Here is a 15,721-nt window from a genome sequence, read left to right as displayed (position 1 = left end):
AACGTACATAATTTTCGATATCCAAACTTACCCCTATCTGGAAGATCTATTTGTTGACGCTGCCGAACGTGGCGCAGGGGCGGGTAAAGCGCTTATCGACGCCCTGATCGATGAGGGTAAGCGGGAAGGGTGGTCAAAACTCTACTGGGTAACCCGCATGCACAATCCGGCGCGTAAGCTGTATGACCACTATGGTGAAGCCGACGATTACGTCCGGTACCGAATCACCCCTTAACCGGGTTTGTATCACACTGTATCTGCGTCTGTGATACATACACAGGTATGCAATAAAACCGCATCCGCACACATCTCCTATACAAACGCATGGTGTTATATCTCCGTCAACTGAACTTACCCGGAGATAACATCATGTTTAATAAACTCGCATACTCAGCCGTCGCCCTGACCGTTTCACTTGGCATCGTGATGTCCTGTCAGGCAGAAGCGACGGGTAAGGATTACGCGTCGGCCTTTAACCAGGTTAAACAGATTAACGCTGGCGATTTGAACGTCGGTTACGTCGATATCGGGCCAAAAGAGGGGCAACCGGTGATCCTGCTGCATGGCTGGCCGTACGACATTCACAGTTATGCAGACGTGGCCCCCGCGCTGGCTGCGAAGGGGTATCGTGTCATTGTGCCGTCCCTGCGCGGGTACGGCACCACGCGCTTTATTTCTGAAAAAACGCCGCGAAACGGCCAGCCTGCGGCGATGGCAAAAGACATCGTCAACCTGATGGACGCCCTGAATATCAGACAGGCGGTGTTTGCCGGTTATGACTGGGGGGCGCGTACGGCGGATATCGTTGCGGCGCTCTGGCCGGAACGCGTGAAATCGCTGGTCTCGGTGAGTGGCTACCTGATCAGCAGCCAGGCGATTGGCAAACAGCCTTTACCGCCGAAGGCAGAGGTTCAGTGGTGGTATCAGTTCTATTTCGCCACGCCGCGCGGTGCGGAAGGCTATGCTAAAAATACGCACGATTTTGCCCGGTTGATTTGGTCCCAGGCTTCGCCTGACTGGAAATTCAGCGATGCCACCTTCAATGCCAGCGCCAAATCCCTCGATAATCCGGACCACGTTGCCGTCACGCTCAGTAATTACCGCTGGCGTCTGGGGCTGGAGAAGGGTGAGCAGAAATATGACGCCTACGAACAAAAGCTGGCTACGCTGCCGAACATTACGGTGCCGACCATCACCATCGAGGGCGGTAACAACGGAGCACCACATCCTGCACCCGCCGCCTATGCGGGGAAATTCACCGGAAAATATGAGCACCGTACTTTCGGCGCAACGGTTGGTCACAACCCGCCGCAGGAAGATCCGCAGGACTTTGTTAACGCCGTTGTCGACGCGGATAAGCTCTGATATGTGCTATTTTCAATCCGTTACCTCTTAATCAGGAGCCTGCGGTGGAGCATATTGATCACATCCTTGTCGTCGATGACGACAGGGATATTCGTGAACTGATTGTCGATTACCTCGTGAAATCCGGCTACCACGCCTCTGGCGCGGCGAACGGGAAAGAGATGCGCGCAGTGCTCGACAAACAGCATATCGACCTGGTGGTGCTGGACGTGATGATGCCCGGCGATGATGGCCTGACGCTGTGTCGACAGCTGCGCAGCAGCAGGCATAAGGATCTGCCGATCCTGATGCTCACCGCGCGCAACGAGGACACGGACCGCATCCTGGGGCTGGAGATGGGCGCCGACGATTACGTGGTGAAACCGTTTGTGGCCCGCGAACTGCTGGCGCGTATCAAAGCTATCCTGCGTCGTTTTCGTACTATGCCGCCTAATCTTCAGGTGACCGAGGCAGGGCGCCTGGTGGTGTTCGGGGAATGGCAGCTGGATACCGTGGCGCGTCATCTGATTGATAACGAGGGGATGGTTGTGGCGCTCAGCGGGGCGGAATATCGCCTTTTGCGCGTATTCCTCGATCATCCTCAACGGGTGCTGACCCGCGACCAGCTGCTGAACCTGACGCAGGGACGTGATGCCGAGCTGTTTGAGCGTTCGATTGATCTCCTGGTGAGCCGCGTGCGACAGCGTCTGAATGAAGATGCCCGCACGCCCGCCTACATTAAAACCGTTCGCAGCGAAGGCTACGTTTTTACCATGCCGGTGACCATCGTCGAGGCCAATGAATGACGCTGTGGCCCCGCACCTTACTGGCCCGGCTGCTGATCATTGTGCTGCTTGGACTCTTGCTGGCTAACGCACTCAGCCTGACGCTGGTCATGGTTGAGCGAATGCGCAGCGCGCGTACGGTTATGCTGGGCAATCTTGAGAACGACGTGGCGACCAGCGTGGCCATTCTAGACCGGCTTCCGGCCAAAGAGCGGCCAGAGTGGCTGGCACGGCTCAGTCGCGGTAATTATCGTTATATCCTTGGCCCCGGCGAGGCAGGCCCCGCGCCAACGGACAAGCGCTCGCGGGATGCGATTCGCACCCTGAAAGAGACGCTTTCAGCACAATATCCGCTCCACTTTACGGCGGTGCCGGGGCCGATTTCCCATATTCAGGCCCATCTGACGCTCCGCGACGGCGCACCGCTCACCATCGATCTGATCCCGCGCATGCCGCCTGTCGCCAGCTGGTTGCCCGTGGTGCTGGTTCTTCAGCTGTTACTTGTCGCGCTCTGCTCCTGGATTGCCGTGCGCCAGGTTGTCCGGCCCTTCCTGCAATTCACGCGCGCGGTTGATTCCCTCGATCCTGCGGCCCATTCTCCGATGACTGAAAAAGGTCCGGTTGAGGTGCGCCAGGCAGCGCACGCTTTTAATGAGATGCAGTCGCGGATACAGACGTATCTGCGTGAACGCGCGCAGATTCTGGCGTCCATTTCTCACGATCTCCAGACGCCCATCACGCGCATGAAGCTGCGGATCGAAATGGCGGATCAGCCCGAACTCCGCGATAAGCTGCTGAGCGACCTGGATAATATGTCGCGCCTGGTACGGGAGGGGATTGCCTATGCCCGGTCATCAGAATCCCTGGAAGAGACCACGCTGAAACTGGAACTGAACGCGTGGGTTAACAGCATCGCCAGTGATTATCAGGACATTGGTAAAAACGTGCAGTTTCATGCACGCAATGCGCGTCTGCCGATCGTCACTCGTCCCCAGGCATTGCGCCGGGTAATGACCAACCTGCTGGATAATGCGCTGAAGTTTGGCGATAGCGCGGTAATAGAGATTGATGAAAATGAAAGGCAGGTAGCGCTCCGCATTATGGATAACGGCCCTGGCATCCCGGAGGCAGAACTGGAGGCGGTGTTACAGCCGTTCTACCGGGTTGAAACGTCGCGCAACCGGGAAACGGGCGGCACCGGGTTAGGCCTCGCCATTGCCGCGCAGCTCACCGCCCAGCTTGACGGGAAATTGCATCTTGCAAACCGGGCAGAGGGAGGGCTGGCCGTAAGCGTGATCCTTCCGCGCGGTTAATTGTACGCCTGTGTATCTGCACCCCGCGCCGATACGCAGGCAGACAAAATTCAGCTTTTCGCACACGGCCTGAACACATTCGTACGGTGAAATAACCTCACTGCACCTTCGCAGCAACCGTATCGTGAGGTCGTTATGTTTCTGATAATCGCTTTTTTAGGCGGCATGATTAGCCTGCTCAGTCCGTGCACGCTTCCCGTCATTACTCTGCTGTTCGCTGGCTTTCAGGGGCAGCGCAAACACATTCTGGCGCTTCTGGCGGGAATGATTGTGATGTTCACGTTGGTGGCGATGGTAGTAACGGTTGCCAGCGAGTGGATCGCTGACGCCACCATTATCGGTCGCTGGATTGCGCTGTTGGTACTGAGCATTGCCGCCCTGGCCCTGATCTTTCCGCAGTTCGCTCAGCGCATTGCCCGCCCGGCGGTCAGCGCGGGAAACGTTCTCAACACCCACAGCATGCAGCGACGCGGCCTGGTTTCGGCTTTTCTGGCAGGGCTGGCCGTCGGGCTGCTGTGGTCCCCCTGTGCCGGACCGATTCTCGGGGCGATCTTCAGCATTAATATTGCGGGCCACTCGGCTATCGCAACCGGAGCGCTGTTAGCCGCTTACGGCAGCGGGTGCGCGTTGATGCTGGGGCTGCTTGTCGCGGGGGGCCGTAAGTTGATAACCCCTCTGAGAGCCAAATCCGCATTGATGGCGCGTTTGCGTCAGGGAGCGGGAGTGATGATGTTAGCCGCCGTTGCGTTCAACGCCAGCGGGATGACCTCAGCCCTGAAAGGCGCCAACGGTATTGCCGACCAGCTGGAAAGTGCCCTGTTGAGCCTTGCGCAACCCACCTCCACGCAGGTGAAACTGCAACCGGTCGCTGACGCGACGCCGGGCAGCCAGCTACCGTCATTAAGCGGCGGTACGGGTTGGGTAAACGGTGACCCTGTCACGTCTGAGGCCTTGCGGGGGAAAGTTGTGCTTATCGATTTCTGGACCTGGGACTGTATCAACTGCCAGCATACGCTTCCGCACGTGCGTGACTGGGCGAAGAAATATCAGTCTGAAGGTCTGGTAGTGATTGGCGTCCACACCCCGGAATACCCCTGGGAAAAGCCGTTATCATCGGTGAAAAACGCGGTCAACAAATGGCAGCTGCCGTACCGCGTAGTGACGGATAATAACTACAAAATCTGGAGCGCGTTCGGAAATCAGTACTGGCCAGCACATTACTATTTCGATGCGAAAGGGCAACTGCGTTACACCGCGTTTGGCGAGGGGAACTACGACAAGCAGGAGGCCGTAATTCAGCAGTTGCTCAAGGAAGCGCGTTCCTGATCCGGCTTACGGAACCCGCTGAGCGACCATAAACAGGCGCGGAAAAGCCAGCAGTATCTGCCCGTTCTCCTGGAGCGGATACTGCTCTTCCAGCAGCTCAAGGTAGCGTTTCAGATAGTTTTTCTGCTCGCTTTCGTTGAGTTCCTGTAACCACGGCCGTAACCCCGTCGCGCTGACCCAGTCAATAATCGCCTGATGAGAGCTCATCTGATGGAAGTAGGTGGTGCGCCAGATATCCACGTCGCATCCCGCTTCCGTCAGAATATCGTAGTAGGCATGGATACCCGGCAATGGCTCGCGGCCACGATCGGGGTAGCCCTGTTCCCAGGCAACTTCACGCATCAGGGCGTGCGTCGGCTCAAGCCAGTTGTCAGGCATTTGCACCGCCAGCACGCCGTTTAACTGGAGCAGTGAAACCAGGTGTGGCAGAAGGTGGTAATGGTCCGGGATCCATTGCAGTGAGGCGTTAGCATAGATCAGGCTGAGAGGCTGGTCAGGTTTGTAGTGCCGGATATCCGCCTCAACAAAGTGGCAGTCTGGCGAGGCCTGTCGGGCTTCCTCCAGCATGGCCGGGGAGTTATCCACGCCGGCGATCTGCGCAGAAGGCCAGCGCTGTTTCAGCAGCGCGGTGCTGTTGCCTGGCCCGCAGCCCAAATCCACGCCAGAGGTTATGTCAGCAAGCGGCACCCGGGCGAGCAACTCAGCGGCGGGACGTGTGCGTTCTGCGCTGTACTGTAGATAAAGAGAGGGATCCCAGTCGGCCATTTTCGCATCTCCATGTTGAGGTGTTCAGCAAGAATAGCACAGGCAAATACCTGCGCCGGGGAAGGTATCTGGCTAATGGTGAGATTATAAAATGCCTTTCAGGGCCAGGTGATAGAGCAGCATGATGGTTTTTCCGTCGACAATCTGCCCATTTTCAATGCCCCGAAGCGCGTCGTCCAGCGTCATTTCCAGTACGTCGATATCTTCTCCCTCTGCTTTAACGCCTCCGCCCGCGCTGGTCCGATCCTGCGGGTGATATTCCGCCAGATAGAAGTAGAGTTTCTCGGTAACTGAGCCCGGGCTCATATAGGCCTCAAAAATTTTCTCTACGCGCGTCACCTTATACCCGGTTTCTTCTTCCGCTTCGGCCTTAATCCGGCTTTCCGGGTCAAGGTTATCGAGCAACCCGGCGGCCGCCTCAATGAGATCCTCTTCGTGACCATTTATAAACACCGGGAAACGGAACTGACGCGTCAGAATGACGGTTTTGCTGTCGCGATTATAGAGCAGGATCGTCGCGCCATTCCCCCGGTCATACACTTCACGCTCTTGTCGCTGCCAGTCGCCATCGCTGCGCTGGAGGTCAAAAGTGTATTTTTTCAGGTTATACCAGTTGTCGGACAACGTTTCGCTGTTGATGATGCGTATATCTGCACGTTTTGATTGCACGTTTGGCTCTCCTCTCGTAGAGTAAGCATCATAAACAGCACTATCGTGCAAATACAAGGCATATCGTGCAACAACAGGAATAATTCATGCTCACAAGCCAGCGTAAACAGTTGATTCTGGAAAAACTGGAGGCGGAAGGTCAGGTCCAGTCTACTGCGCTCAGCCTCTTTTTCTCGGTGTCTGAGGACACTATCCGCCGGGATTTACGTGAACTGGCGGCAGAAGGGCGTTTGCAGCGTGTTCACGGCGGCGCACTGCCAGCATCGTCAGCGATTGCGCCTTTTGCCGAGCGTCAGTCCGTTAAAATGGATGCAAAAAAACGCGTGGCACGGCGAGGCGCGCAGCTCATTTCACCGGGGCAGGTGGTGATCATCGATGGCGGGACGACCACCTCCGAACTTATTACGTTCTTACCACCCGATTTACGGATAACCGTGGTGACGCACAGCCCGGGTATCGCTTTGGGGCTGGTCGACCATCCATGCATAGAGGTGATCCTGATTGGTGGTCGTTTGTATAAACACTCCATCGTCACGGTCGGCGCGGCCACTATTGAAGGCATCAATAATATTCATGCGGATCTGTTCTTCATGGGGGTCACCGGCGTTCATCCTGAGGCCGGGCTGACCACCGGAGATTACGAAGAAGCGTGCATCAAACGTGCATTTTCCGGCAGAGCGGCGGAAACGGTGGTATTGGCCTCACCGGAAAAGATCAACACGGCCTCGGCGTTTGTGATTGGCGACCTGTCGCTGGTGAATACGCTGGTTGTTGAAAACACAACGGATGAACGCTGGGTGAGCGCTCTGAAAGAAAAGGGCGTTGCGGTGATCGCAAGCCAGTAAATATCTGCTTTTTTGCCAGCCTGACCGCGTGGCTGTCAAACAGACAAAGGTTATCCTTCACGCGGATTTCTAGACTAAGGCTTTCATCTGTTTAAGGACAAGCCATGAAAGCGGTCTCCATTCTGACGTGCGGCGCGGACCCAACCGCGCAACGCCTGTCAACGTCTGCCATTCAGCAGGCCATAAATAGCGCTCAACAGAACGATGTCATTGTTATTCCGCAAGGCCGTTTTCTGACCGGAGCACTGTTCCTGAAAAGCGGTGTTTCGCTTCGCCTGGACGCTGGCGCACAGCTCGTTGGAAGCCAGGATCTGGCTGATTATCCCCTGATAAACACCCGGGTGGCGGGCATTGATATGCGCTGGCCGGCAGGCATTATTAATATCATCGATTGTGAAAACGTCAGTATTACCGGTACAGGCACAATAGACGGGCAGGGTGTTATCTGGTGGCAACGCTTCTGGGGCGATGACGAGCGCAGCGGCATGGTCGGCGATTACAGCGCCAGAGGATTGCGCTGGGTGGTTGATTACGACTGTCAGCGCCCGCGCAATATTCTGGTCTTTGAAAGCCAGAGCATTCTGCTGCGTGATTTTACCAGTCGGGAGTCCGGATTCTGGAACGTGCACCTCTGTTATTCGCGCCATATCACGGTTGAGGGCGTGCAAATCAGCAATTCTGCGGGGCCGAGCACCGACGGGATTGATATCGATTCCTGTGAACAGGTGCGGGTTGAACGCTGCATTGTTTCCTGTAATGACGACAATATCTGCATAAAATCAGGACGAGGACGCGAAGCGGCGCAAAAAGCACGTACCGCAAGGGATATCGTGATTCGCGGTTGTACGCTGAATAAGGGGTCCGGGATCACGCTGGGGAGCGAAACCTCAGGCGGCATTGAACGCGTCCTGATAGAAGATAACGCGTTTAACGGTACGGGCGTCGGGTTTCGCATTAAGTCGGCCCGCAACCGGGGCGGATTTATCCGTGATATCACCGTCCAAAATTTACATCTTACGGACGTACGTTTTCCGGTGCTGATCCAGCTGAACTGGTTTCCGCAGTACAGCTATGGCGACCGGGGAAATTTATCTGATAAACCAGAACACTGGCGCAAGCTGGCTGAAGGTGTTGAGGGCGAAGCCGGTCTTACTGCGGTCAGCGGACTGACGATTAAAAATATGTCGGCGCATCGCTCAGACAACAAATATTTCTCGCGGGCTTTTTTCATTGAGGGGTATCCGGAGCGTCCTGTGACCGGGTTAACACTGGACGGAATTTTGATTGACGCGTCAGAGTTCGGGAAAATTTCCGGTGTGGATGGGTTGCGCTTTAAGGATGTGCAGGTGACTGCCGTGGAGAACACCCAAAACCGTAACGACAGTTATGAGCGTTAAGGGCATAGAATCGAAGGACATAATGCGCTGAATGAGCAGAACAAGGATGGGCCCGAAACGGCTGGATTTGTTCTTAATTAATCTTAGTGCGCATAATGTATATTATGTTAAATAAGATATTATGAAGCCTATCCCTCATCAGATAAGCCCATCGCATCCCACCCCTTCCCTGTGCCTCTACTGGGGAAGCCGGAGAAACAGTGTCCGTTCCTGAGTCTGCGATGCTTTGAAACCATGGTGGATATAAAACGCTTTGGCTTCCTCAGTGAGTGCATGAACCATGATCGCTCGCACCCCGATATTCTCAGCTACCCGATAACAGCGTAAAACCGCATCGTGGAGTAAATCGGCTCCCAACCCGTTTCCGCGTAACGAGACATCCACAGCCAGACGGGCAAGTATAATCACGGGTATGGGATCCGGCATGTTACGCCGCAGATTACCTGTCGCTTGCGTATGGTTAACGCTGCCGGTAGCCAGAGAGTAAAATCCCGCGACCTGCTTCGTGCCCGTTTTACAAACGACAAACGTTCGGGCTGCGCCGAGCGCCTGGTTTTTCAGACCTCTTTGTTTTAGCCATTCGTCAAGCACGGCCTCTCCACTGACGAACTCCGCCAGTTGATGGACGCTGGATAAGGGCTCTGGTGCTGTTACACGTCCCACTGTGGTTTCCTTGCCAGCAGTTTTTCTATGGCAGGATCGTCCGCGACCGGGGCATCGAGCATGTCAATGAACTCTGCGTACTGTTCATCGTTAAAATTGAATACACGTCGATCGAGGATCACATTCTCGGCTGCCTGACAGGCCATCTCCAGAATGAAGTCCGTGCGTGATTTATGGAGGATCTCTGCGGCGGCATCGATAAGCGCCCGCTGGGATTCTTTGGCTCTGAGATTGAGTTGAACATCTGATTTCATAGGTATACCTCTTGTATAGCAATTGCTTTACAAGCATAGCATAAGCGCTGTGTATAGCAATCGCTATACAGAACCCTTAATCATGTCTGACCTCTCCACACCGCATATCGCAAGAATTTGCTCTCTCAGCCAGCGGTGACCAGGGTCGCGTTCCATTCTTGGGTGCCACATCTGCGATACCGTAATACGACGGCTTTTTTTACCCTCGCGGCCTTCACGTCGATGATTGCTTTTGTCAGCCAGGGGATCACCTTTATTGCGCTGCCCTTCCTGTTTCAGAGCGAATACGGCTACAGCCCGGTGTTGTCTGCCCTGCTGTTTACGCCGTGGCCGCTAGGGATCGTACTGATTGCGCCGCATGCAGGCCGGTGGGCAGACACGATTTCAGCCCCGGCGATATCCATCCTGGGGCTGATGATTTTTGTCGTCGGTTTGATCCTGCTGGCAACATTACCCGACCGCCCTTCAATATGGGATATCTGCCTGCGGAGTCTGGTGTGCGGAGTGGGGTTTGGCTGCTTTCAGAGTCCCAATAACCGGGAAATGCTCTCCAACGTTATTCGTGAGCATGCGAGCTATGCATCCGGTGTTTTATCCATTATGCGCACGTTCGGGCAGTGTCTTGGCGCCGCCGCCGTGGCCGTTCTGCTGGCCGCAGATGAAAGGCCAATTCATGTTGCGCTGTGGGTCGCCGCCGCAGCTTCTGCGGTAGCGGTCGTCGTCAGCGCGAGCCGGTTGCGTAAAATCACTCATCCTGCGGAAACAGGATGAGCACAAAAATATAACTAAGCGCTACTCCAGCGCCAGCAGCGCAAAACTCGCCAGCCAGTGGCCGCCGCTGTAGTGACTGCCGACAACATGCTCCACGCTTGCCGAGAGATGGCGCGCAACGGCATCCTGTAACGCCTGTTGCGCCGGGTGGTTTTCCGGCAGAGCACGGGCAATGTGCTTCATACACCACGCGCGGCTGAGGTTAAGCCCGTCCAGATGTGCGATTTTCGGGTCGGTGCGGTCGCTTACCTCAGCCGGGTTCATCAGCGCTGAAACGGCACCCACTTCAGGCAGAAACGCATCGAACCAGGCCGGGAAATTCTCTACCACCTTACTCATCAGTAACGCCTCGGTCAGCGCCCCGGAGATATACTCGTCGCCGCCCGGCTCATAATGCGCCGGATATTGCGTGTCCGTATGATAAAAGCGCGTCGCCGCGTCCAGGATAGCCTGTTCAAGCCCGTCATCCGTCACCGCCCGGGCATAATCCAGCCCCAGCGCGAGCGCAAACGCCGTGTTGTAATGTGTTCCGACGCGGATGGGATAGGTGAGCTTGCTGAGGTAATCCACCAGCCGCTGGCGAATATCCCGCGTTAACGGTTGCAGCGTCTGGTACCAGCGCTCCGCCTGTGGCAGTGACGACTGTTTCAGCTCCTGCGCCAGCGCCAGCAGCCAGCCGTAGCCATAAGGCCGCTCAAACGACGCGCGGAACGGCGCGGTAAAATAGGCCAGCTCCTTCGCCACCTTCTCGTCGGTCAGGTGTTCTTCGAACAGAGTGATGATCTCTTCCCGGCACGGCAGTTCGGGCCAGAGACGCAGGCAGCGCAGCAGCAGCCAGTAGCCGTGCACCGCAGAGTGCCAGTCAAAACAGCCGTAAAAGATCGGGTGCAGCTCGCGAGGCGGCAGAACGTCGCCGTCGTCGTTGAGCAGATGCATAATGTGGTTCGGGTATTCCTGACGTAAATAGGTCAACGGCATTCTGGCGAAGGCGTCAGCCTGATGTTGCGTTAATTCCATTGCAGCTCCTTAGCGAAACACGAGGAAATACATTAAGAACACGTTCACCACCAGCAGGGTTAACGCGGTCGGGATCTGGATCTTGATAACCTGATATTTGTCTTTTAGCTCCAGCAGCGCGGCGGGCACAATGTTGAAGTTGGCGGCCATCGGCGTCATCAGCGTGCCGCAATAGCCTGCGTACATACCGATAGCCAGCAGCGGCGCCGGGTTACCGTGATGGACGTTAATCAGGAATGGCAGAGCGATACCGGCGCTTAACACCGGGAAGGCTGCGAAGGCATTACCCATGATCATGGTAAACAGCGCCATCCCCACGCAGTAAATGACCACCAGCATGAAGCGGCTGTCCGGGTTCACAAACAGGCTGACCACCTTTTGTACCGATTCGCCGGTATTCGCCACCACAAACACCCCGCCGAGCATGGCGAGCATCTGCGGCAGGATCACCGCCCAGCCAATGGTATCGACCAGCCGACGCGACTGACGCACCGCATGCAGCGGCGTACCTTTTGTCAGCCACCAGCCGGTAAGGATAGCCGCCACGCAGGCCACGCACAGCGCCGCCAGCGTAAGCTGTTTCTGGTCGAGCAGATAAACGCCGCCAATCGACACGCCTTTCAGAAACAGCGTCCCGATGACCGTTACCACGGGGATCATCAGTGCCGGTAAAAACAGCCAGTTTTTCAGCCGGTTCGACGAGGCAACACGCTCCTCCTCGGTGGACATTTTATAGTACCCCTTCCCGACCAGCCCGAAACCGGCCAGCAGCGCAATCACGATAACGGCCCCGCCAATAATGCGATACGCCAGCGACTTACCCAGCTCCTGCACCATCAGATCGCCAAACAGGAAGATCCCGCCGAACAGAAACCAGAACAGCGCCGTGGTATAGCGTTTTGGGTTAGCGCGATCGCGAAGGGTCATCACAACCAGCAGCATCACGACGAAGCCGATCAGGTAGTACACGCGGTTAATGGTAATGAGGGTCATCATGGTGCGATCTCCTGCGTACCCTGCTCTGCTTTCCAGGCCATCACGTCGCGACGAATGCTGGCGTCGAGGCGCAGCAGACGCGTCATATGGATGATCAGTGCCGCAATAGCGGTCGGAATGGCCCACAGGCCGATATGCAGCGGTTCGATCCCCTCGATCCCGTTCTCTTTCAGGAACGCATCAATCAGCAGTACCGCGCCAAAGGCGATAAAGATATCTTCCCCAAAGAAAACCGCGATATTGTCACACGCGGCGGCATGGGCTTTGATTTTGTCGCGGATAGTCTGCGGCAGTTCGCCGTATTCATTCAGGGCCGCCCCTTCCGCCATCGGCGCCAGCAGCGGACGCACCGTTTGCGCGTGGCCGCCAAGGGACATCAGGCCCAGCGCAGCCGTCCCTTCGCGGGCGACAAAGTAGAGCATCAGGATACGCGCCGAGGTGGCGCTGGCGATCTTCGCGACCCAGGCCTGGGCGCGCTCTTTCAGCCCGTAATACTCCAGCAGGCCAATCACCGGCAGGATCAGAATGAAGGTGGCAAGCGATCGGCTATTCACGAACTTTTCGCCAAAGGTTTCCAGCAGCATACCGAAATCCATGCCAACCAGCAGGCCCGTCGCCAGCCCCGCCACCACGACAACCAGCAGCGGGTTGAAACGCAGTGCAAAACCAATAACCACCACCGGAATCCCGATAAGTGGCAACAGTGTAGAACTGTCCATAAACGTTACCCTATCCAAAGTGAGCGTTGCGCGCCGACGGCTATTTTTTATACTTCGCAGCAGAGCGAAGCCGGTGCATTACGGCGCGCGATGTTGTGTTTTGCGTCAGGCTCCACAGAACCTGCACTAAAAAGCTATATCTGAACGTCAAAAACATGTAAACAATTTATCAATAAAATGTTCTTATTTTATCGACGGGTTTACATTTCGGGGGAAGGATCGTTATGACAGTAAAGAAAAAGACGACAGCGTTAAACCACGACGATATTGCGGACGGGCGAATCGTCTCCTCCCGTCATCTCGTCTCAGAGCGGTGTGCTGAATTATCAGAGCTGGAATATGCGCTGATCATGACCAGCAATGCGTTTAACAAATGGATGGTGCGCTGCATGACCGCAGCGGGTGAACCGGATATGGGGGCCTTTGACGTTTCGCTTCTGCACCACGTGAATCACCGCAACCGCAAGAAAAAGCTGGCCGACATCTGCTTTGTGCTGAACGTGGAAGATACCCACGTGGTGACGTATGCGCTGAAAAAGCTGGTTAAGGCGGGATATGTCACCAGCGAGAAAGCCGGAAAAGAGCTTTTTTTCTCTACTACGGCGGAGGGAAAAGCGCTGTGCATGAAGTACCGGGAGGTGCGGGAGGCCTGCCTGATCAACATTCATGCGGAAAGCGGCATTCCGGGAGCATCAATTGGCGAGACCGCGCAGTTACTCCGCGCGATCTCCTCCCTGTATGATACCGCCGCACGCGCGGCGGCCTCGCTTTAAGGACGGCGGAAAAGCGTCATACTCCGCCCGGCCAGTTCATAATCGACGGATTCCGTGATGATTTCCCCTGTGGGGGCCTCATCCGCCGTCGAAAGCTCCAGCACCCAACCCCCTTCGCCAAACTGGGGGATCTGGAATGGCACCGTACCTTCAAACGGGTTAAACAGCATCAGCACGTCGTGCCAGACGCCCTCTTCCTGCTCAAGATCAGGACGGCTGATGGCAAGACCAAGGGTGGAACCCTCGTCCCACTGTTCCGACTGCTGCGGTCCGCCACCGGCGTTAAACCAGCGGATCTCCAGCCCGTCGCGCCAGTTCTCACGTCGCAGCAGCGGCTGCGTCGCGCGCAGGGCAATCAGCCGACGGGTAAAGTCGCGCAGCTTCTCGTCGTTTTCAGAGAGCCCTTTCCAGTTTACCCAGGAGATCTCGCTGTCCTGACAATAGCCGTTATTATTGCCCTTTTGCGTCCGGCCAAACTCATCGCCTGCCAGCAGCATCGGTGTGCCGTGCGAGAAGAAGAGCGTGGTGAGGAAGTTGCGCTTTTGCCGCTCGCGGGTGGCGATGATATCCGGATTCTCCGTCGGCCCCTCTTCGCCGTAGTTATACGACCGGTTATCGTTATGTCCGTCGTTATTATCTTCCCCGTTATCGGCGTTATGTTTCTCGTTGTACGACACCAGGTCATTCAGCGTGAAGCCGTCATGCGCGGTGATAAAATTGACGCTGGCCCACGGACGACGCCCGCGCAGATCGTACAAATCACCGGACCCTAACAGACGGGCGGCAAAATCGTTTGAGACGTTATCCCCCTTCCAGTATTCACGTACCGTATCGCGGTATTTGTCGTTCCACTCACCCCAGCCAGGCGGGAAGCCTCCCACCTGATACCCGCCGGGGCCGATATCCCACGGCTCACCTATGAGCTTCAGCTTCGACAGCACCGGATCCTGGGTCACGGCATCGAAGAAGCCGCCGCGCGGATCGAACCCCTCCGGCTCACGTCCAAGAATGGTCCCGAGATCAAAGCGGAAACCGTCAATCTGCATCGATTCTGCCCAGTAACGCAGGGAGTCCATGACCATCTGCAATACGCGCGGGTGGGAAGTATTAACGGTGTTCCCGGTGCCGGTGTCGTTGATGTAATACCGGTGCTGATCCGGCATGGTGCGGTAATAGCAGAAGTTATCAATCCCCTTAAACGACAGGGTTGGCCCCAGCTCGTTGCCCTCCGCCGTGTGGTTATAGACCACGTCGAGGATCACCTCGATGCCCGCGTCATGATAGGCACGCACCATGTCGCGGAAACCCTTGATCCCCGCCGGGCCGTAATAGCGGGACGCTGGCGCAAAGAAACCGAGCGAGTTATAGCCCCAGAAGTTTTTCAGGCCGCGATTGAGCAGGTGCTGATCGTCAGGGAACCAGTGAACCGGCAGCAGCTCGACCGAGGTAATGCCGAGGCTTTTGATGTACTCCACCGACGCTTTATGCCCCATCCCCTCAAACGTACCGCGCAGTTCAGGCGGAATAGCCGGGTTAAGCTGGGTAAAACCTTTGACGTGGCTCTCATAGACCACGGTATGCGGCCACGGGATATCGGGTCGGCGGGAGTCTTGCCAGTCAACGGCATTGGGGTCGATGACCTTACATTTGGGCGTAAACGGCGCGCTGTCTCGCGTATCAAAGCTGAGATCCAGCTCATCGTGTCCCAGCTCATAGCCGAAGTGGGCATCGTTCCACTCAATGTCACCCACCAGTTCACGGGCATAGGGGTCAATAAGCAGCTTATTGGGATTGAAGCGGTGACCGTTCTCCGGATCGTAAGGGCCATACACACGGTAACCATACAGCGCCCCCGGTTTCAGATCCGGCACATAGCCGTGCCAGACCTCATGGGTATATTCCGGCAGTTCCAGGCGGGCTATTTCTGTTTTTCCCGAAGGATCAAACAGACACAGCTCTACCCGCTCCGCGTGGGCGGAAAACAGAGCGAAGTTCACCCCTTTCCCGTCATAATTTGCGCCCAACTGCTGGCCATGACCGGCCCGAATTTCAAACGTTGTATCCTTTGGCATTTTTGTTCTCCT

16 protein-coding genes and 2 pseudogenes are annotated in these 15,721 nt (G+C 56.2%); 9 read left to right on the top strand and 9 right to left on the bottom strand.

All coding sequences use genetic code 11. The features are described from left to right. Positions 1–7: 7 nt before the first annotated feature. The 5 genes from SK62_RS10305 to SK62_RS10285 all read left to right on the top strand — a co-directional run bounded on the left by SK62_RS10305 (position 8) and on the right by SK62_RS10285 (position 4,768). Entirely contained in the window at positions 8–235 is a 228-nt protein-coding gene (locus SK62_RS10305) for a GNAT family N-acetyltransferase (protein ID WP_254909581.1), read from the top strand. 134 nt (positions 236–369) lie between these two features. Next, on the top strand, positions 370–1,365 hold the full coding sequence (locus SK62_RS10300) for an alpha/beta fold hydrolase (RefSeq protein ID WP_047719556.1): 996 nt from the start codon (positions 370–372) through the stop codon (positions 1,363–1,365). A gap of 44 nt (positions 1,366–1,409) precedes the next feature. Then, positions 1,410–2,150, top strand: coding sequence for a response regulator (locus SK62_RS10295; RefSeq protein ID WP_017382353.1), 741 nt, complete (start codon positions 1,410–1,412; stop codon positions 2,148–2,150). Further along, on the top strand, positions 2,147–3,442 hold the full coding sequence (locus SK62_RS10290; RefSeq protein ID WP_047719555.1) for an ATP-binding protein: 1,296 nt from the start codon (positions 2,147–2,149) through the stop codon (positions 3,440–3,442). The genes SK62_RS10295 and SK62_RS10290 overlap by 4 nt, the downstream gene beginning before the upstream one ends. 135 nt (positions 3,443–3,577) lie before the next feature. Then, positions 3,578–4,768: a cytochrome c biogenesis protein/redoxin gene (locus SK62_RS10285; RefSeq protein WP_047719554.1), complete on the top strand. Its 1,191-nt coding sequence runs from the start codon at positions 3,578–3,580 to the stop codon at positions 4,766–4,768. A 6-nt stretch (positions 4,769–4,774) separates the two neighbouring features. Here SK62_RS10285 and tam read toward each other — a convergent pair whose 3' ends face one another. Together tam and SK62_RS10275 are read right to left on the bottom strand one after the other, a co-directional pair. Continuing rightward, entirely contained in the window at positions 4,775–5,533 is a 759-nt protein-coding gene (gene tam, locus SK62_RS10280) for a trans-aconitate 2-methyltransferase (protein ID WP_047719553.1), read from the bottom strand. An 84-nt stretch (positions 5,534–5,617) separates the two neighbouring features. Continuing rightward, entirely contained in the window at positions 5,618–6,202 is a 585-nt protein-coding gene (locus SK62_RS10275; protein WP_017382349.1) for an NUDIX domain-containing protein, read from the bottom strand. A gap of 86 nt (positions 6,203–6,288) precedes the next feature. On the opposite strand from SK62_RS10275, the gene SK62_RS10270 reads away from it, so the two are divergent. Beyond that, on the top strand, positions 6,289–7,047 hold the full coding sequence (locus SK62_RS10270; RefSeq protein ID WP_047719552.1) for a DeoR/GlpR family DNA-binding transcription regulator: 759 nt from the start codon (positions 6,289–6,291) through the stop codon (positions 7,045–7,047). Between the two features lie 104 nt (positions 7,048–7,151). After that, entirely contained in the window at positions 7,152–8,444 is a 1,293-nt protein-coding gene (locus SK62_RS10265; protein ID WP_047719551.1) for a glycoside hydrolase family 28 protein, read from the top strand. A gap of 177 nt (positions 8,445–8,621) precedes the next feature. Here SK62_RS10265 and SK62_RS10260 read toward each other — a convergent pair whose 3' ends face one another. The 3 genes and pseudogenes from SK62_RS10260 to SK62_RS22230 form a co-directional block, all read right to left on the bottom strand. Further along, positions 8,622–9,107, bottom strand: a complete 486-nt coding sequence (locus tag SK62_RS10260; RefSeq protein WP_003857133.1) for a GNAT family N-acetyltransferase — start codon at positions 9,105–9,107, stop codon at positions 8,622–8,624. Continuing rightward, positions 9,095–9,361: a type II toxin-antitoxin system TacA family antitoxin gene (locus SK62_RS10255; protein WP_003857131.1), complete on the bottom strand. Its 267-nt coding sequence runs from the start codon at positions 9,359–9,361 to the stop codon at positions 9,095–9,097. Before SK62_RS10255 ends, SK62_RS10260 begins: the two co-directional genes overlap by 13 nt. 63 nt (positions 9,362–9,424) lie before the next feature. Then, positions 9,425–9,559: pseudogene (locus SK62_RS22230) on the bottom strand (LysR family transcriptional regulator); the annotation flags it as partial. Between SK62_RS22230 and SK62_RS10250 the strand changes: the two are divergent. After that, positions 9,560–10,132, top strand: a pseudogene (locus SK62_RS10250) (MFS transporter); the annotation flags it as partial. A 21-nt stretch (positions 10,133–10,153) separates the two neighbouring features. On the opposite strand, the gene SK62_RS10245 reads toward SK62_RS10250, so the two are convergent. From SK62_RS10245 to SK62_RS10235, 3 genes are read right to left on the bottom strand one after another with little or no spacing between them, the layout of a single operon-like run. Then, a complete protein-coding gene (locus tag SK62_RS10245; RefSeq protein WP_015570513.1) occupies positions 10,154–11,149 on the bottom strand; it encodes a DUF2891 domain-containing protein in 996 nt (331 codons plus the stop codon). Positions 11,150–11,158: 9 nt separating this feature from the next. Further along, positions 11,159–12,145, bottom strand: a complete 987-nt coding sequence (locus tag SK62_RS10240; RefSeq protein WP_023296632.1) for a DUF979 domain-containing protein — start codon at positions 12,143–12,145, stop codon at positions 11,159–11,161. Then, entirely contained in the window at positions 12,142–12,864 is a 723-nt protein-coding gene (locus SK62_RS10235; protein WP_003857121.1) for a DUF969 domain-containing protein, read from the bottom strand. Before SK62_RS10235 ends, SK62_RS10240 begins: the two co-directional genes overlap by 4 nt. Positions 12,865–13,088: 224 nt before the next feature. Here SK62_RS10235 and SK62_RS10230 point away from each other — a divergent pair, with 224 nt between their 5' ends. Continuing rightward, positions 13,089–13,637, top strand: coding sequence for a winged helix DNA-binding protein (locus SK62_RS10230; RefSeq protein WP_045142140.1), 549 nt, complete (start codon positions 13,089–13,091; stop codon positions 13,635–13,637). Here SK62_RS10230 and glgX read toward each other — a convergent pair. Next, positions 13,634–15,709 (bottom strand): glycogen debranching protein GlgX, encoded by a 2,076-nt coding sequence (gene glgX / locus SK62_RS10225; RefSeq protein WP_047719549.1) that lies wholly within the window; start codon positions 15,707–15,709, stop codon positions 13,634–13,636. The two genes, SK62_RS10230 and glgX, sit on opposite strands and share 4 nt — an antisense overlap. Positions 15,710–15,721 lie beyond the last annotated feature (12 nt).

Source organism: Enterobacter sp. BIDMC109 (assembly GCF_001037885.1).
Classification (GTDB): domain Bacteria; phylum Pseudomonadota; class Gammaproteobacteria; order Enterobacterales; family Enterobacteriaceae; genus Enterobacter; species Enterobacter hormaechei_C.
The sequence above is the reverse complement of the archived record's forward strand: the minus strand, read 5'-3'. Positions and strand labels throughout refer to the sequence as shown.

Coding starts and splice junctions, on each gene's coding strand:
- SK62_RS10255 (WP_003857131.1), bottom strand. CDS start 9,361: ATGAAATCAGATGTTCAACTCAATCTCAGAGCCAAAGAATCCCAGCGG.
- SK62_RS10285 (WP_047719554.1), top strand. CDS start 3,578: ATGTTTCTGATAATCGCTTTTTTAGGCGGCATGATTAGCCTGCTCAGT.
- SK62_RS10270 (WP_047719552.1), top strand. CDS start 6,289: ATGCTCACAAGCCAGCGTAAACAGTTGATTCTGGAAAAACTGGAGGCG.
- glgX (WP_047719549.1), bottom strand. CDS start 15,709: ATGCCAAAGGATACAACGTTTGAAATTCGGGCCGGTCATGGCCAGCAG.
- SK62_RS10230 (WP_045142140.1), top strand. CDS start 13,089: ATGACAGTAAAGAAAAAGACGACAGCGTTAAACCACGACGATATTGCG.
- SK62_RS10245 (WP_015570513.1), bottom strand. CDS start 11,149: ATGGAATTAACGCAACATCAGGCTGACGCCTTCGCCAGAATGCCGTTG.
- SK62_RS10290 (WP_047719555.1), top strand. CDS start 2,147: ATGACGCTGTGGCCCCGCACCTTACTGGCCCGGCTGCTGATCATTGTG.
- tam (WP_047719553.1), bottom strand. CDS start 5,533: ATGGCCGACTGGGATCCCTCTCTTTATCTACAGTACAGCGCAGAACGC.
- SK62_RS10240 (WP_023296632.1), bottom strand. CDS start 12,145: ATGATGACCCTCATTACCATTAACCGCGTGTACTACCTGATCGGCTTC.
- SK62_RS10265 (WP_047719551.1), top strand. CDS start 7,152: ATGAAAGCGGTCTCCATTCTGACGTGCGGCGCGGACCCAACCGCGCAA.
- SK62_RS10235 (WP_003857121.1), bottom strand. CDS start 12,864: ATGGACAGTTCTACACTGTTGCCACTTATCGGGATTCCGGTGGTGGTT.
- SK62_RS10300 (WP_047719556.1), top strand. CDS start 370: ATGTTTAATAAACTCGCATACTCAGCCGTCGCCCTGACCGTTTCACTT.